Below are 16398 nucleotides of genomic sequence, written 5' to 3'. Positions count from 1 at the left end.
TGCGCGGGGCTGCTGTGGACGGGGGCGTTTCGGGCGGCGCTATTCCACCGTGCCGGCGGCTGCGAGGACGGCGAAGGTCACCAGTTCGGATGCCGTGGAGCTCATCGGGGCGATCTGCACCGGCTTTTCGATACCCAGCAGCATCGGGCCGATGGTCCGGTCCCCGCCCAATTCGCGCAGGATCTTGGCGCTGAGGTTTGCCGATTGCAGGCCGGGCATGACGAGCACATTGGCCGGCGCGGACAGGCGCATGAAGGGATAATTCTTCATCAGCTCCTCGTTCAGGGCAACGTCCGGCGGCATCTCGCCTTCATATTCATATTCGGCGCCGCGCTCGTCCAGCATGGCGATGGCCGCACGGATATTGTCGAGCCAGCGGCCCTCCGGATTGCCGAAGGTGGAATAGCTGAGAAAGGCCACGCGGGGCTCTTGCCCCATGCGCCGCGCCACGGTGGCGGTGCGGTCCGCGATATGCGCCAGCACTTCGGGGCCGGGCCGCTCGTTCACGGTGGTATCGGCAATGAACACGGTGTGGCTCTTGCCCACCATCACATGGATGCCGAAGGGGTGATGATCGGGCGCGGGATCGAGGACGCGGCGGATCTCGCGCATCGACTGGCTGAAGGTGCGGGTGATGCCGGTGATCATGGCATCGGCCTGGCCCAGCTTGAGCAGGGCCGAACCGAAGATGTTGCGATCACGATTGACCATGCGCTGCACGTCCCGACGCAGATAGCCGCGCCGCTGCAGACGGTCGTACAGCATCTCGACCATCGCGCCGACATGCGGGCTGGAGACGCTGTTGTGGATCTCGAAGCTGCCGGGATTGTCCACGCCCATCTTGTGCAGCATGTCGACCACCGCCTTGTCGCGCCCGACGAGCACCGGCACGCCATAGCCGCCATCGCGGAACTGGATGGCGGCGCGCAGCACCACCTCTTCCTCGGCCTCGGCAAAGATCACGCGCTTGGGCTGTTCCTTGGCGCGCTCATAGACCTGCGTCAGCACCGAGATGGTGGGGTTGAGGCGCGCCCGGAGCGAACGCCGATAGGCGTCCATGTCGTCGATGGGTTTTTGCGCGACGCCGCTGTCTATGGCGGCCTGCGCCACGGCAGAGGCGACCACTTCCATCAGGCGCGGATCGAATGGGGCGGGAATGATATATTCGCGGCCGAACTTGTGCGCGGTGCCGCCATAGGCATCGGCCACCTCTTCCGGCACGCGCTCGCGCGCCAGTGCGGCAATGGCATGGGCCGCGGCGATCTTCATCTCTTCATTGATCGTGGTCGCGCGCACGTCCAGCGCGCCGCGGAAGATGAACGGGAAGCCCAGGACATTGTTGACCTGATTGGGATAGTCCGAACGACCGGTGGCGATGATCGCATTGGGGCGCACCTGCCGCGCCAGTTCGGGCAGAATCTCGGGATCGGGATTGGCCATGGCGAAGATGATCGGCTCGTTCGACATGCCTTCCATCATTTCGGGCTTCAGCGCTCCGGCGGCGGAAAGGCCCAGAAAGACGTCCGCGCCGACCAGCGCCTCGGCCAGGCTGCGCGCCTCGGTGCGTACGGCATGGGCGGATTTCCACTGGTCCATGCTCTCGGTGCGGCCCTGATAGATCGGCCCCTGCCGATCGCACATGATCACATTCTCATGCGGCACGCCCATCGCCTTGATCAGCTCGGTGCAGGCGATGGCGGCGGCGCCCGCGCCGTTGACCACCATCTTGATCTCGGCCAGCTTCTTGCCTGTCAGTTCGCATGCGTTGATCAGCCCGGCGGCGGCGATGATGGCGGTGCCATGCTGATCGTCATGGAAGACGGGGATGTTCATCCGCTCCCGAAGGGTCTGCTCGATGATGAAGCATTCCGGCGCGGCGATATCCTCCAGATTGATGCCGCCGAAGCTCGGCTCCATTAGCTCCACGGCCTCGATGAACCGCTCCGCATTTTCGGTCTTCAGCTCGATATCGATCGAGTCGACATCGGCGAACCGTTTGAACAGGACCGCCTTGCCTTCCATCACCGGCTTGGCGGCCAGCGCCCCCAGATTGCCCAGGCCCAGAATGGCGGTGCCGTTGGAGATGACCGCGACCAGATTGCCCTTGGCCGTTAGTTCATAGGCTCTGCCCGGATCCTCCGCGATGGCGCGCACCGGTACGGCAACGCCGGGGGAATAAGCCAAGCTGAGGTCGCGCTGCGTGCCGACCGGCTTGGACGCAATGATCTCGATCTTGCCCGGCCGCCCCTGGCTATGGAAGTTCAGCGCCTCGCGATCGGAAAACTGGATTACGCTGTCGCTCATTCTATACCTCCGCCGGGTGATAGGGTGAGGCCTAGACGCTAGGGCGAAGCGGCACAACGGGTCACGGACGATAAACCGCCGTCAGACATGCATGTGCAAGACCGCGCAATGGCTCACTGGCGATCACGCCTCGGCTCGGCTATCGCGCGTGCCATGGCCGGACCGACCCCGATGATGGAACAATATCATGCGCTCAAGGCGCAGGCGGTGGACTGCCTGCTGTTCTACCGCATGGGCGACTTTTTCGAACTGTTCTTCGACGATGCCAAAGCCGCCGCCGAGACACTGGATATTGCGCTCACCACGCGCGGCGCGAGCGAGGGTGAGCCTATCCCCATGTGCGGCGTGCCGGTGCACAGCGCGGATGCCTATCTGGCGCGGTTGATCAAGGCCGGGCACCGTGTGGCCATTGCCGAGCAAACCGAGACACCCGAGCAGGCCAAGAAACGCGCCAAGGCGGAAGGCCGCGGGTCCAAGGCGCTGGTGGCGCGGGAGATCGTGCGGTTCGTCACTGCAGGCACATTGACCGAGGACAGCCTGCTGGATGCGCGGGCGGACAATATGCTGGTGGCCCTGGCCGATGTCGGCGGCCGGATCGGGATTGCGGCGGCGGATATCTCCAGCGGACGGTTCGAGCTGATGGCCTGCGAGCGTGCCGCGCTGGACACGCAGCTGGCACGGCTGCGCCCGAGCGAGATCGTCGTGTCCGACAGGTTCGAGGCCGCTCCGCATGGCGCGGCCGCGCAGGAGGCACGGGCGTTCGACAGCGAGGCCGGGGCCAAGCGCCTGCAGGCGCTATACGGTGTGGCAACGCTGGATGGTCTGGGCGATTTCGGCCGCGCGGAACTGGCCGCGGCCGGGGGCCTGATGGCCTATCTCACGCACAGCGCCCAAGGGCAGGCCCTCCCCTATCTTTCGCCGCCGCAAGGCCGCGCGGATGGCGACCATCTGGGTCTGGATCAGGCCACACGCGAAAGTCTGGAGATCACGGCGGCGCAGGGCGGTGGCCGCAAGGGCAGCCTTCTCGCCGATGTCGACCGGACGGTGACCGGCGCGGGCGCTAGGCTGCTGGCGCGTGACCTCTCGGCGCCGCTGACCAGCCGCACGGATATCGAGGCACGGCTCGGGCTGGTCGCCTGGGCACATGAGACGCCGTCCATCCGCCAGGCGCTTCGGGACGCCTTGCGCGCCCTGCCCGATATTGCCCGGGCGCTTGGCCGGGTGACGGCCGGGCGGGGCAGCCCGCGTGACCTTGGTCAGATCCGCGACGGGCTGAACGGCGCGCATCTGCTCAAAGCCCGGCTGGAGCAGACCGGGGACCGCCCCGCGCTGCTCGATACGCTGATCCCGGCGCTGGGCGGCCATGGCGATCTGGCCGATCTGCTGGCCCGTGCGCTGGTGCCGTCCCCGCCAACGGAAACCGCGCAGGGCGGCTATATTGCGCAGGGCTTCGATGCGGGGCTGGATGATCTGCGTGAAACCGCCAGCGGTGGCCGCCGTGCGATCGCCGCGCTGGAAGCGGGCTATCGCGAGCAGACGGGGATTGCGGCGCTGAAGATAAAGCACAACAATGTGCTCGGATATTTTGTCGAGGTGCCGGCCAAACATGGCGACCGGCTGATGGCCGAGGATAGCGGTTTCACCCATCGGCAGACTCTGGCCGGGGCCGTCCGGTTCAATTCCACCGCATTGCATGAACAGGCCGGGCGGATCGTGGAAGCCGGTGCCCGCGCGCAGGTGGCCGAGGCCGCGCATCTGGAAACGCTGATCGAGGAAACCGTGGCCCGGCGGGAGCGGATTGCCATGGCGGCCGATGCGCTGGCCCGGCTGGACGTAGCGGCAGCGCTGGCCGAGCGTGCGGCGGAAAGTGGCTGGTGCCGCCCGGCCTTTGCCGATGCGCCCTGTTTCGACGTTATCGGGGGCCGGCATCCGGTTGTGGAAAGTGCCCTCAAAGCGAGCGGCGATCCCTTTGTCTCCAATGACTGCGCGCTTCATCCGGACGAACGCCTGTGGCTCGTTTCCGGCCCCAATATGGGCGGCAAGTCCACCTTTCTGCGGCAGAACGCCCTCATCGTCCTGCTGGCGCAGGCGGGAAGTTTCGTGCCGGCATCGTCCGCGCGGCTTGGCATTGTGGATCGACTATTCAGCCGGGTCGGCGCGTCGGACAATCTGGCGCGCGGGCGGTCCACCTTCATGGTCGAGATGGTTGAGACCGCCGCGATCCTGAGCCAGGCGACCGAGCGGAGCTTCGTCATTCTGGACGAGGTCGGGCGCGGCACCTCCACCTATGACGGGCTGGCGCTGGCATGGTCGGTGGTCGAGGCGATCCACGAGACCAACCGTTGCCGCTGCCTGTTCGCGACCCATTATCATGAACTGACCCGGCTGGCCGATACGCTGGATGCGCTCAGCCTGCGTCATGTCCGCGCGCGCGAATGGAAGGGCGAACTGGTGCTGCTGCACGAGCTGGGGCAGGGGCCGGCCGATCGCAGCTATGGTCTGGCCGTCGCCAAACTGGCCGGCCTGCCGCCGCCGGTGCTGGCGCGGGCCAAGGCGGTGCTCGGCAAGCTGGAAAAGGGCCGCGCCGAAACCGGTGGCCTCGCCGCTGGGCTTGGGGAGCTGCCGTTATTCGCTGCCGCGGTCGAAGCGGAGGAAGAGCAATGCGATATGTTGCGCGAGAGCCTGCGCGACCTGGATGTCGACGCGCTCAGCCCGCGCGAGGCGCTGGAACGTCTTTATGAACTGAAGCGGGAGGCCGGTGAATGATCCGCAGCGCGACCGTCATGCTGGGCCTCCTCGTGCTTCTGCTCGCATCCCTTGGCGGCTGCACGCCATCTCCGGACACAGCAGCGGGGGCACCCATCGTGCTCGCTGCGTCCAGTCTGCAGGAGTCGCTGGAGGCGGCGGCGGATGCCTTTGCCGCCACCGGCCATGCGCGGCCCGTCCTGTCCTTTGCTGCCAGTTCCGCATTGGCCCGGCAGATCGACAGCGGCGCGCCGGCGGATCTGTTTATTTCGGCGGACGGGGACTGGATGGACCATGTCGCCCAGCGCGGGCTGATCGATGCCGATACCCGCACCAACCTGCTCGGCAATACGCTGGTGCTGATTGCGCCACGGGACAGCACGTTGCGGTGGAGCCCGGGTGAGGACCTGTCGCCAGTGATCGGCGAAGGGCGGATTGCCATGGCCGATCCGGATTCGGTGCCGGCGGGCAAATATGCGAAGGCCGCGCTTGGCAGCCTGAACCAGTGGGAAGCCGTCCAGCAAAAGGCGGTGCGTGCGGAAAATGTGCGGGCCGCGCTGGCCTTCGTGGAGCGCGGCGAGGCGGTGGCGGGACTGGTTTATGCCACCGATGCCGCCGCATCGGCCAAGGTGCGTGTGGTCGCAACCTTCCCTGCGGCCAGCCACCCCGCGATTGTCTATCCCGTCGCCCGGCTTGCTGCCTCGACCAAGCCGGAAGCCCGCGCGTTCGAAGAGTTCCTGCGCGGCCCGCAAGGTCAGGTCATTTTCCGCCGCTACGGGTTCACCGCGCCTTGATAGTCCCCCGTCCATGCTGAGTGCAGCCGAATGGGCGATCATCGGGCTGTCGCTCAAGATCAGTCTGGTGGCGATCCTCCTGACCCTGCCGGTGGCGTTCGCCCTGGCCTGGGTCCTGGCGCGCGGGCGCTTCCCCGGGCGGATGCTGCTCGACGCGCTGGTGCATCTGCCGCTGGTGCTGCCGCCGGTGGTGATCGGCTGGCTGCTGCTGATCGCCTTCGGGCAGAGCGGGCCGATCGGTCAGTGGCTGCAAAGCTGGTTCGGGGTGAGTGTGATTTTCCGCTGGACGGGCGCGGCGATCGCGGCTGCCGTGATGGCCCTGCCGCTCATGGTGCGGGCGATCCGCCTGTCGATCGAGGCGATCGACCGCCGGTTGGAGGGCGCGGCGCGCACGCTGGGTGCATCGCCCTGGCACGCCTTTCGCACGATCAGCCTGCCGCTGTGCCTGCCCGGTATTCTGGCGGCCACGATCCTGGGTTTCGCCCGATCGATCGGTGAATTTGGCGCAACGATCACCTTTGTATCGAACATTCCCGGGGAGACCCGCACCCTGCCGCTCGCCATTTATTCCGAACTGCAGGTGCCCGGCAGCGAGACGGCGGTGACGCGGTTGGCGATCATCGCTATCATCCTGTCCATCGGTGCGCTGGTCGCCTCGGAATGGCTCGCCCGGCGCCACAGCGGCGCGGAAGGCACGGCGCATGTCCTTTGACATAGACCTGACGCGGCAGCTGGGGGCGCAACGCGTCTCCGCGCGCTTCGCCACCGGGCCAGGTCTGACCGCGCTGTTCGGCCCTTCCGGCGCGGGCAAGAGCAGCGTGCTCAACATGGTGGCCGGTCTGCTGCGGCCCGAGCGCGGGCATGTCGTCGTGGCCGGCCAGATTCTGTTCGATGGCACTATCGCTCTCCCGCCGGAGCAGCGGCATGCCGGCTATGTCTTTCAGGATGCACGGTTGTTTCCCCATCGCCGCGTCGCGCAGAATCTGCGCTATGGCGAGCGGCTGACCGAAGAGGACCGGCGCTGGATCAGTTTTGACCGAACGGTGGAATTTCTCGGCATCGGTCATCTGCTGGACCGCTGGCCGCGCAGCCTGTCCGGCGGTGAAGCGCAGCGCGTGGCGATCGGCCGTGCACTGTTATCCGCACCGCGCTTCCTGCTGATGGACGAACCGCTGGCATCGCTGGACAGGCCGCGCAGGGAAGAAATCCTGACCGTGATCGCGCGGGTGCGGGATGATCTCAAACTGCCTATTCTCTATGTCAGCCACGACCGCGATGAGGTGGAGCGGCTGGCCGATCATGTGGTGCCGATCGGCTGACCGGCGGTGTGCCAGGGGCGGTGTCAGGCGATGGTAAGGAACAGGCCTGCCAGCGCCGCGCTCATCAGATTGCTGAGTGATCCGGCCACCAGCGCCTTCACGCCAAGCCGCGCGATCATCGGGCGCTGATTGGGGGCAAGACTTCCGGTCACCGCCATTTGAATGGCGATCGAGCTGAAATTGGCAAAGCCGCACAGCGCAAAGGTGACGATGGCCACGGTGGCCTCCGACAGACCATTGGCACGGCCCAGGCTGATAAACGCCACAAATTCATTGAGCACGATCTTCTCGCCGAACAGACCGCCCGCGCGAAGGGCCTCGTCCCATGGCACGCCGATCAGGAACATGATGGGGGCAAAGGCATAGCCCACAACCCGCTGAAAGGTAAGATCGTCGAGGCCGAACCAGCCACCGATGCCGCCCAATATGCCATTGGCCAGCGCCACCAGCGCCACGAACGCCAGCACCATGGCGCCAACCGCCACCGCCAGTTTCACGCCCGTCTGCGCGCCCTGGCTGGCGGCCATGATGATATTCTCGGCGCGTTCCTCCTCGATCTCCGCCGCTTCCACTTCCTGCGGCGCCGTTACAGCGGAAGCGCGCGGAAGGTCGGTTGCGTCGGACATCGGGTTGGCGTCGCGATGGGGATCGTCCAGGTCCATGGGCCGATGGCTGGGCTTGGCCTCATCCGGCATCATCATCTTGGCCATCAGAATGCCGCCCGGCGCGCTCATGAAGGCGGCGGCCAGCAGAAAGTCGATCCGGATGCCCATGGCGGCATAGGCGGCCAGGATCGTGCCCGCCACGCCGGCCATGCCCACCGTCATCACGGTGAACAGCTGCTGGGGGCTGAGATTGGCGAGATAGGGGCGGATCACCAGCGGCGATTCGGATTGGCCGACAAAGATGTTGGCCGCAGCGCACAGGCTCTCCACCTTGCTGATGCCGGTCACCCGTTCCAGCGCGCCGCCGATCCAGCGGATCAGGAACTGCATCACCTTCAGATAATAGAGCACCGAGATCAGCGAGGCGAAGAAGATGATCACGGGCAGTGCGGAGATGGCGAAGCTGGCATAGTCCGGCCCGGCCAGCGGCCCGAACAGGAAAGCGGTGCCCGCCTCGGCATAGCCCAGCAGGTTGGACACGCCGCGCGCCAGAAATTGCAGCACATTATTGCCCCACGGCACATAAAGCACCAGCGCGGCAAAGCCAGCCTGCAGCGCAAAGGCGGCCCCCACCACACGAAGGCGGATGGCGCGGCGGTTGGTGGAAAGCAAGAACGCGATCAGCAGGATCAGCCCGATGCCCAGCAGGCTGTATAGAATGCGCATGCGTTTGCCCCTTTTCACGCCCGTCGCGTGGAACCGGTCTTTGCCGTTCGAGGCGCGAAACGCAAGGACCGGCTTGCAGGCGCTGGCCTTCTGCCGCTAGCAGTGCGCAGATGGAAACACCCGGTCCCGCCTCCGTCTCCGGCCAGCCGCGCACAATGCCGCTGTCGCTGTTCGTCTTCGCCCTGTTTTACGGCGGCATGACCGTGCTGAGCGGGGTGCTGGGCAACAAGCAGGTCGCGCTCGGGCCGCTTGCCGTGGAAGCCGGGATCTTCGGTTTTCTGCTGTTGGTCGTCCTGTCCAGCGCGGTGGCCGAGCTTCATGGGCGCGCCATGGCCAATCGTCTGGTGTTGATCGGATTTGCGCCGCTCGTGGGGTCGATGCTGCTGATCCTGCTGGTGCTGGGCCTGCCCGCGGCCGACGATATGGACCCGGCGCGGCTGGCGGGCTTTCAGCTGATCCTGGGCCAGAGCCCGCGGCTGATGGTGGCGGGCATCATCGCCTATGGCGTCTCGCAATTTCTCAACGTGACCATCTTCAGCCGTCTGCGCGGCGCGAGGGGTGGACGCCTTCTGGCCTTTCGTGGCGCAGTGGCCAGCGCGCTCAGCCAGGTGATCGACACGCTGCTGTTCATCAGCATCGCCTTTATCGGCGTGTTCCCGATCTGGCAGCTGCTGGTCGGGCAGATGCTGGCCAAGGTGGTGCTGTCGCTGGTGGTCGTGCCGTTCCTGATCGTGGGCGCGGTCAAGCTCGGGCGGCGGCTCGACGGGGCGACCGGGGCATGACGCTGGACCCTGCCATGCTGCAAAAGGCCGAGACCCTGGCCGAGGCGCTGCCCTATCTGCAGCAATATGCCGGCCGTACCTTCGTGGTGAAATATGGCGGCCATGCGATGGGCGATGCCGATCTGGCGCGCGCCTTTGCCGAGGACGTCGTGCTGCTGAAAGCCGTCGGCATCAATCCGGTGGTGGTGCATGGCGGCGGGCCGCAGATTGGCGCCATGCTGAAGCGAACCGGCGTGGAGAGCGAGTTTGTCGATGGCCTGCGCGTAACCGACGCCGCCACGGCGGAAATCGCGGAAATGGTGCTCTCCGGTGCGATCAACAAGCAGCTGGTCGGCTGGATCAACGCCGCGGGCGGCAGCGCCGTGGGCCTGTCCGGCAAGGACGCGCATCTCGTCACGGCGCGCAAGCTGGAACGCACCACCCGTGATCCGGACAGCAATATCGAACGGGTGATCGATCTGGGTTTCGTCGGAGAACCGAGCCGCATCGACCGAACGATTGTCGATACGCTGACGGGATCGGGCATGATCCCGGTGATCGCTCCGATCGGCGCTGGCGAAGACGGCCATAGTTACAACATCAATGCCGATACCATGGCCGGGGCCATTGCGGGCGCGCTGGGCGCGGCGCGGTTGTTTCTGCTCACCGATGTCGCCGGCGTGCTGGATGCCGACAAGCAGCTGCTGACCGATCTGGATCCCACGCGCATCGCCGCGCTGACGGATCAGGGCGTGATCTCCGGCGGCATGATCCCCAAGCTGGAAACCTGCGTGAAAGCGGTGGAGGGCGGTGTCGATGCCGCCGTCATTCTGGATGGGCGCGTACCCCATGCCATGCTGATCGAAATGTTCACGCGGCGCGGCGCCGGCACACTGGTGCGCCGGAACGATTAGCTGCATCGGCAAGCCGAAGCATCCCCGTGAGGAACGCTGCGCGCGGTGGCGGGTTTACGGTTTTCCCTGTCGATATGGATGAACCGGATCATGCGCGCATGGCTTTTGACCATCCCACTGTTTCTGGCGGCCTGCGGGACCAGTCCCGGCCACTCTGCCGCGAACCAGGCTGACGGCCAGACGCTGAGCGCGGCCGAAGCGACGGCCAGCATGCCGACCACGCCAGTGGCACAACAGACCCCGCAGGCCAGCCCAACCGCCGATATGGGCGATCTGCAAGCCGCGCCGTTGGCGCCGGACGCGCAAAAGGGAGAAAAAGGCGCGCGACAGGTTCTGATCGCCTGGGCGCATGCGCTGGAACGCAAACAGTTCGATAAGGCCTATGCGCAATATGGCGATCAGGCACGGCAGAGCGTGACGGCGCGGCAGCTTTCCGATCGGTCCGATCGCTATACGCGTATTTCCGTGGCCGTGCCTGGCGGAACGATGGAGGGCGCCGCCGGATCGCTTTATTACACCGCGCCCACGACCATCACCGGCACAAGGGAAGACGGCGGCACGGATATGTTGCGCGGCGATGTTGTGCTGAAGCGTGTGAACGACGTGCCCGGAGCGAGCGCCGAGCAGCTGCGCTGGCATATCTATTCCGCCGATCTGGAATAGCGCACGGGCAGGGGCCATATCGACAGGACAGCCCGCCCGCTGTATTATTCGTATAAAGCAGTTGATGCCCACGCTTGCAGCGACTAGAGGCGGGCCAAATCCATCGGAGTTGTCATGCAAGCTTTTCTGGGAATCCTGATTCAGATCCTCGAGCTGCTGTCGAGTGTCCTGATCACCGTCGTCATCGTGCAGTTCGTGCTCAGCCTGCTGATTTCGTTCAACGTGGTCAGCATGTCGAACCAGTTCGTATCCGCCATCTACCAGTCGTTGAACGCGATCCTCGATCCGGTGCTGCGGCCGATCCGCAAGATCATGCCGGATACGGGGATGATCGACTTTTCCCCCATCGTGCTGATCTTCGGCCTGCGTGTGCTGATGATCATATTGGCGGGCATTGCCAACGGCCTGGCCGGGGCCTGACCGCTTTGACAACCGGCAAACTGATCGACGGCAAGGCCTTCGCCGCGCAGCTGCGGGAGCGGGTCGGCACGTATGTTCCCGCGTTCCATCAGGCGCAGGGACGCGCGCCTGGTCTGGCGGTCGTGCTTGTGGGCGAGGATCCGGCGAGCGCGGTCTATGTCCGCTCCAAGGGCAAGGCGACGCGTGAGGCGGGCATGGAGAGCTTCGAGCATCGCCTGCAGGACGACGTGTCGCAGGGCGACCTGATGGCCATCGTCGCGCAACTGAACGCCGATGACGCTGTCGACGGCATTCTGGTGCAGCTGCCTTTGCCAGACCATATCGATGACAAGGCGGTGATCGCTGCGATCGATCCGGCCAAGGATGTGGATGGCTTCCACGTCGTCAATGCCGGACGGCTGGCGGTGGGTGAAGAGGCCCTGGTCCCCTGCACCCCGCTTGGCTGCCTGATGTTGCTGAAAGACCATCTGGGCGATCTTGCCGGGCTGGACGCCGTGGTGATCGGCCGGTCCAATATCGTCGGCAAGCCGATGGCGCAGCTACTGCTGCAGGAAAGCTGCACCGTTACCATGGCGCATAGCCGGACCCGGGATCTGGAAGCGGTCGTGCGCCGCGCCGATATCGTCGTCGCCGGTGTCGGCCGGGCGGAGATGGTGCGCGGGGACTGGCTGAAGCCGGGGGCGACGGTGATCGATGTCGGCATCAACCGCGTTGCGGGCGCGCAAGAGGGCAAGACGCGTCTGGTCGGCGATGTCGCCACGGCCGAAGCGCTGGCCCATGTTGGTGCCATCACGCCGGTGCCGGGCGGCGTCGGGCCCATGACGATTGCATGCCTGCTGCGCAATACCCTGGTGGCCGCCCATCGCCGCGCCGGCATGCCGGACCCCGAAGGGCTGTGATCCGCGCCGCGGTCCTGCTTGGCATGCTGATGCTCTCGGCATGCGCGCAGGGGCCTGGCCCACGCCGAGAACGCGCGCCCGATGGCCAGCGCGTGCTGCGCGGCTTCGACGGCGAAACATTGGAGCGCACCGCCAGCCCCAGCGCGCTGGTGGCCGAAGAAATTGCGCTCGGCCAGTCCGCACAGAAAAACGGCCTCTGGACCGCCCTGGAACGCTATGGCGCCGATGATGCCGTGATGTTCGTGCCGGCTCTGGTCGATGCCAAGCCCTGGCTGGCTGCAAGACCCCAAATGGCGCCCGGCATGCGCTGGCAGCCCCATGCGGTGCTGATGTCCTGCGACGGTCGCAGCGGAAGCGTGACGGGCGCCTGGCAACAAACGGACGGCAGCTTTGGCCGCTACACCCGGATCTGGTATCGCCCCTACACGCGCAATGGCCAATGGGAATGGACCGCGTTCGAAAGCGCCCCGCTGGCCACCCCGCTGGCTGAGCCGGCTTTCGTGCGCACCAAGGTTGCCGAATGTCGCCAGGGCGTGCCCACCGTCACCGGAGCCAACGCCCGCCGGCAGGGCTATGCGCAGGGCCTTGCGGACGATCGCACCCTGATCTGGGAAGCGCAGACAAAGGCTGACGGCACCCGGTCCCTGACGGTCGACCTTTGGAACGGGCAGGACTATGACCGCGTGCTCGACGATCGCCTTTCCCCTCCGCAAGCCGCCAAAGCACCCTTCTGACATGCTGGAAATGTTCATATCCGCGTTCATCACCTTCTTCGTGGTGATCGATCCGCCCGGCTGCGCGCCGATTTATGCCAGCCTGACCAGCGGCGCGGTGCCCGCGCAGCGACGGTCGATGGCTATCCGGGCCATCGTCATATCGCTCTTCATCCTGCTGGTGTTCGCCTTGTTCGGCGAAAAGCTGTTGGCTGCGCTCGGCATCAGCCTGGACGCCTTCCGCGTGGCGGGCGGCATCATGCTGTTCCTCATCGCGCTGGAAATGGTGTTCGAGAAACGCCAGACGCGGCGGGAGGACCGGGCCGAAAAGATCATGGAAACGCCGGAGGTGGAGGACGTTTCGGTCTTCCCGATGGCGCTGCCGATGATCGCCGGGCCGGGCTCCATCGCCACGGTCATGCTGCTGATGGCCCGTTCCAACGGGATCGAGGAAACGGCGATCGTTCTGGGTGCGATGGCCGCGGTGCTGCTCCTCACCCTGCTTTCGCTTCTGGCGGCAGGGCCGCTCATGCGGGTGCTGGGGGCCAAAATCGAAGCCGTGATCACGCGCCTGCTCGGCGTGCTGCTCGCGGCGCTGGCCACCCAGTTCGTCGTCGATGGCCTCAAGGCCAGCTTCAGTTAGCTATTGCAGGGTGGCTGGATCGGTCGGCCCGCTCCGTGCCCCGAAGAACTGCAACAGCTGGACGATCAGCGCCGCCCGTTCGGACAGCCCGCGCGCTTCCAGCAGGGCCTGCTTGGCCGCCGAATCGAACGGCACGACCTGCGCGGTGCCATTGACCATCGAATAATCGTCCAGCCGGCTGACCGATTCCCAGTCGACCTGATAATCCATCGATTCGGCAAATGCCTTGGCTTCCTGTTCCAGCGACGCGCGCTCGATGGAGCTCAGAACCTCGTCATCTTCGCGCTCGTCCCATATCTGGGCTTCGATGCGGCGGAACGGCGTGGGGCTGTCCACTTCCCCGATCAGCGTAAATCGCTTCAGGCCGCTCAGCAGAATGTCGTAGCGGCCATCGTCATGCGCCTCGATCTGCTCGATATGTCCAAGACACCCCACTTCGTAGAGCGGTGCGGGATCGCCGGGGCCGCGCGGCTGGATCATGCCGATCTTGCGGTCCCGCGCCATCGCATCGCTGATCATGGCGCGATAGCGGTCCTCGAAGATGTGCAGCGGCAGATGCATCCCCGGGAACAACAAGGCGCCCGGTAGCGGAAAGATGGCGAAACGCAGAGTCTCGCCAGACAGGGGGCTGCGCAGCGGCATCAGCCGAACAATATTTCGGACAGGCGGCGGCGCTGCTGCGACACCCAGGGATCTTCCAGACCGATGGTCTCGAACAGCGCCAGCAATTGCGTGCGCGCCGCGCCGTCGTTCCAGGCGCGGTCGGTCTTGACGATATGCAGCAGATGGTCCGCCGCCGCATCGCGGTTGCCGTCCGCCATCTCGGCATTGGCCAGCTCCAGCCGCGCTTCATGGTCATCGGGCGATGCGTCCACTGCCGCGCGCATGGCCTGCATCTCTGAAGGGTCGCGTTTTTCGGCGGCGATGGACAGCGACGCGCGGGCGCGTTCGATGGCCGGATCGGCCTGAATCTCATCGGGCAGCTGCGCCAGGAGGCCGCCAGCTTCCTCGGTGCGATCTGCAGCGACCAGCGCGCGAATCATGCCGCCAATCGCTTCGGCATTCTGCGGATCATGCTGCAGAACGCCGGCAAAGGCGCCATAGGCCTGCTCGGCTTCGCCCGCCGTCAGCAGGCGCTCGCCTTCTTCCAGCATGGGGGCCGCGTCCGGGGTCTGATCCTCGGCTGCCGGCGCTTCGGCACTGATCGGCAGTTGCTCCAGAAGCTGGTCCAGCGTCTGCGCCAGCTGCGCTTCGGTGCGCGCATTCGTCAGATTGGCGACCGGCTGGCCCTGGAAAATAGCATAGACGGTGGGGATCGAGCGGACCTGGAATTGCGACGCGATGAAGTTGTTGGCGTCCACATCCACCTTGACCAGCTTTACGCCGCGATCGGCATAATCCGCCGCCACTTTCTCCAGCACCGGGCCAAGCTGTTTGCAGGGGCCGCACCATTCGGCCCAGAAATCCAGAATGACGAGGCCGGTCATCGACGGATCGACCACGTCGGCACGGAATTGATCGACCGCTTTTTGCTCTTCGGTGGTCAGCGCTGTGGTCGCCATGGGTTTTAATCTCCGTTCAGCTTCTGCGGCGTTCGCTTGTCTTGTGGCGCACGCCTGTCCTGCAACCCATGTGGTATGGGCGCAGCAATTGCCAAGCCCTGCGCGCATATGGCCCCTCTATTTACGAAAAGCGTCGCTAAAGTGCTTGCAGGCTTGCCGGGTCGCTGTTAACAGCCCGCCTCCACCCGCCGGAAAGTACAGCTTCCGGCCGCCAGAGCGGGCGTAGCTCAGGGGTAGAGCACAACCTTGCCAAGGTTGGGGTCGAGGGTTCGAATCCCTTCGCCCGCTCCAGTTTTTCTCTCAATATTGCGGTTCAGCCGCCGGCAGCGCGACCGATCGCTGCTCGCTGACGCCCTGTCCGCCGGTCTGCCCTGTGGTCTGTGGCGTTTGTATGCCGTCCTGACGACCGGTCATGATTGGATTGTCTCCGATCACCGCATTGCTTTGCCTGGGCTGCAGGATCGCTGCATTCTCAATCCGGTCGAGCGCATCTCGTGCGCGCGCATAACGCCGCGCCTGGGCCAGCCAGTCGGACGCTTCTTCCTGATTCGGCAGTTTTTCAATCTCGGCAATGGCGGCGGCAATATTGCCCGCTTCGGTAAAGCGGCGTGCACGCAGCAGGCGTTGGGATGGCGCGGGCGAGGGCGTCCCTTCGCGGCGCAGGACGAACAGCTCGCTCACTTCGCGCTGCAAGGCGGGCCAGAAGTCCTGCTGGCCACCGCCGACCGTCAGGCGCTCTCCCACTTCATCGAGCTGGCTCTGCAGCTCTTCCAGCGTCACCGGATTTTCCGCGGCCTTGATCACGATATTGACCGCGTTGGGCAACGCGTCGCCAAAGCGCATGCGCAATTGTTCCCGGATATAGCCGAGCGAGGAGCCGGTATCGAGCGCGCGGCGGGCGGCAAAGGCGATCAGCAGACCCTCGGCCCGGGTCGCATTGCCGGACGCGGCCTGCGCCTGCACATTGATGCGGGACAGACGGTCCTCCAGATCGCCCACCCGCCGGGAGAGGGCGGCGTCCAGGCTGGACCCGGCGACGCCCTGATAGGGCTGCGCAGGCCCGGCTTCGGGCGTGGAGGCCGCCTGCACCCGGCCTTGCGAATCGATCCGTTGCGCCAGCTGATTCACACCGGCGCTGTTGCCGGGGGCGGTTTCCTCCTGCTCCGGCTCATTGCTGGCAAAGGAGAAGTCGGACCTAGTCAGCAGCCAGCCGGTGGCAATGACACCGCCGACAAAGGCGATCAGTACGGCAATCAGGATACCGCGCAGATTGGAGCTTCCGCCGTTCTTGTCCCGAATCGGCTCGTAGTCGGTCATGTCATTTCCTGGT

Annotated in this window: 16 protein-coding genes and 1 tRNA gene; 12 read left to right on the top strand and 5 right to left on the bottom strand. The window is 65.6% G+C overall.

Annotation, left to right across the window (positions count from 1 at the left end; translation table 11 throughout):
• Positions 1-39: 39 nt before the first annotated feature.
• Complete coding sequence (locus tag G410_RS0108875; RefSeq protein ID WP_022673302.1) at positions 40-2304, bottom strand: NADP-dependent malic enzyme; 2265 nt, start codon at positions 2302-2304, stop codon at positions 40-42.
• Positions 2305-2412: 108 nt separating this feature from the next.
• Between G410_RS0108875 and mutS the strand changes: the two genes are divergently transcribed.
• Genes mutS through G410_RS0108855 form a run of 4 tightly spaced genes read left to right on the top strand, consistent with a single transcriptional unit; the run spans position 2413 to position 7162 of the window.
• Positions 2413-5070: a DNA mismatch repair protein MutS gene (gene mutS / locus G410_RS0108870; protein ID WP_245559322.1), complete on the top strand. Its 2658-nt coding sequence runs from the start codon at positions 2413-2415 to the stop codon at positions 5068-5070.
• Complete coding sequence (modA, locus tag G410_RS0108865; protein WP_022673300.1) at positions 5067-5843, top strand: molybdate ABC transporter substrate-binding protein; 777 nt, start codon at positions 5067-5069, stop codon at positions 5841-5843. Before mutS ends, modA begins: the two co-directional genes overlap by 4 nt.
• A 13-nt stretch (positions 5844-5856) precedes the next feature.
• Entirely contained in the window at positions 5857-6555 is a 699-nt protein-coding gene (modB, locus tag G410_RS0108860; protein ID WP_022673299.1) for a molybdate ABC transporter permease subunit, read from the top strand.
• The gene (locus G410_RS0108855) at positions 6545-7162 is read left to right on the top strand and encodes a molybdenum ABC transporter ATP-binding protein (RefSeq protein WP_022673298.1); all 618 of its coding nucleotides are present in this window, start codon (positions 6545-6547) and stop codon (positions 7160-7162) included. The genes modB and G410_RS0108855 overlap by 11 nt, the downstream gene beginning before the upstream one ends.
• Positions 7163-7185: 23 nt before the next feature.
• On the opposite strand, the gene G410_RS0108850 is transcribed toward G410_RS0108855, so the two are convergent.
• A complete protein-coding gene (locus tag G410_RS0108850) occupies positions 7186-8493 on the bottom strand; it encodes a NupC/NupG family nucleoside CNT transporter (RefSeq protein ID WP_022673297.1) in 1308 nt (435 codons plus the stop codon).
• Positions 8494-8603: 110 nt separating this feature from the next.
• Between G410_RS0108850 and G410_RS0108845 the strand changes: the two genes are divergently transcribed.
• The 7 genes from G410_RS0108845 (at position 8604) to G410_RS0108815 (ending at position 13506) form a co-directional block, all read left to right on the top strand.
• A complete protein-coding gene (locus G410_RS0108845) occupies positions 8604-9275 on the top strand; it encodes a queuosine precursor transporter (RefSeq protein WP_022673296.1) in 672 nt (223 codons plus the stop codon).
• A complete protein-coding gene (gene argB, locus G410_RS0108840) occupies positions 9272-10168 on the top strand; it encodes an acetylglutamate kinase (RefSeq protein WP_022673295.1) in 897 nt (298 codons plus the stop codon). The genes G410_RS0108845 and argB overlap by 4 nt, the downstream gene beginning before the upstream one ends.
• A 90-nt stretch (positions 10169-10258) precedes the next feature.
• Complete coding sequence (locus G410_RS16180) at positions 10259-10831, top strand: hypothetical protein (RefSeq protein ID WP_156851905.1); 573 nt, start codon at positions 10259-10261, stop codon at positions 10829-10831.
• Positions 10832-10945: 114 nt separating this feature from the next.
• A complete protein-coding gene (locus G410_RS0108830; RefSeq protein WP_022673293.1) occupies positions 10946-11251 on the top strand; it encodes a YggT family protein in 306 nt (101 codons plus the stop codon).
• 5 nt (positions 11252-11256) lie between these two features.
• Positions 11257-12150 carry a bifunctional methylenetetrahydrofolate dehydrogenase/methenyltetrahydrofolate cyclohydrolase FolD gene (gene folD, locus G410_RS0108825; protein ID WP_022673292.1) on the top strand — a complete coding sequence of 298 codons (894 nt, stop codon included), beginning with the start codon at positions 11257-11259 and terminating at the stop codon, positions 12148-12150.
• A complete protein-coding gene (locus G410_RS16175; protein ID WP_022673291.1) occupies positions 12147-12884 on the top strand; it encodes a hypothetical protein in 738 nt (245 codons plus the stop codon). Before folD ends, G410_RS16175 begins: the two co-directional genes overlap by 4 nt.
• Before the next feature lies 1 nt (position 12885).
• Entirely contained in the window at positions 12886-13506 is a 621-nt protein-coding gene (locus tag G410_RS0108815) for a MarC family protein (RefSeq protein ID WP_022673290.1), read from the top strand.
• Here G410_RS0108815 and G410_RS0108810 read toward each other — a convergent pair whose 3' ends face one another.
• Positions 13507-14148, bottom strand: coding sequence for an LON peptidase substrate-binding domain-containing protein (locus tag G410_RS0108810; RefSeq protein ID WP_022673289.1), 642 nt, complete (start codon positions 14146-14148; stop codon positions 13507-13509).
• Positions 14148-15068, bottom strand: coding sequence for a tetratricopeptide repeat protein (locus G410_RS0108805; protein ID WP_022673288.1), 921 nt, complete (start codon positions 15066-15068; stop codon positions 14148-14150). The genes G410_RS0108810 and G410_RS0108805 overlap by 1 nt, the downstream gene beginning before the upstream one ends.
• A 216-nt stretch (positions 15069-15284) precedes the next feature.
• Between G410_RS0108805 and G410_RS0108800 the strand changes: the two genes are divergently transcribed.
• Positions 15285-15359 (top strand) — tRNA-Gly (locus G410_RS0108800).
• A 9-nt stretch (positions 15360-15368) separates the two neighbouring features.
• Here the strand turns inward: G410_RS0108800 and G410_RS17400 are convergent.
• The gene (locus G410_RS17400) at positions 15369-16385 is read right to left on the bottom strand and encodes a hypothetical protein (protein WP_022673287.1); all 1017 of its coding nucleotides are present in this window, start codon (positions 16383-16385) and stop codon (positions 15369-15371) included.
• Positions 16386-16398 lie beyond the last annotated feature (13 nt).

Origin of the sequence: Novosphingopyxis baekryungensis DSM 16222 (assembly GCF_000420305.1) — a bacterium.
Taxonomy (GTDB): domain Bacteria; phylum Pseudomonadota; class Alphaproteobacteria; order Sphingomonadales; family Sphingomonadaceae; genus Novosphingopyxis; species Novosphingopyxis baekryungensis.
The sequence above is the reverse complement of the archived record's forward strand: the minus strand, read 5'-3'. Positions and strand labels throughout refer to the sequence as shown.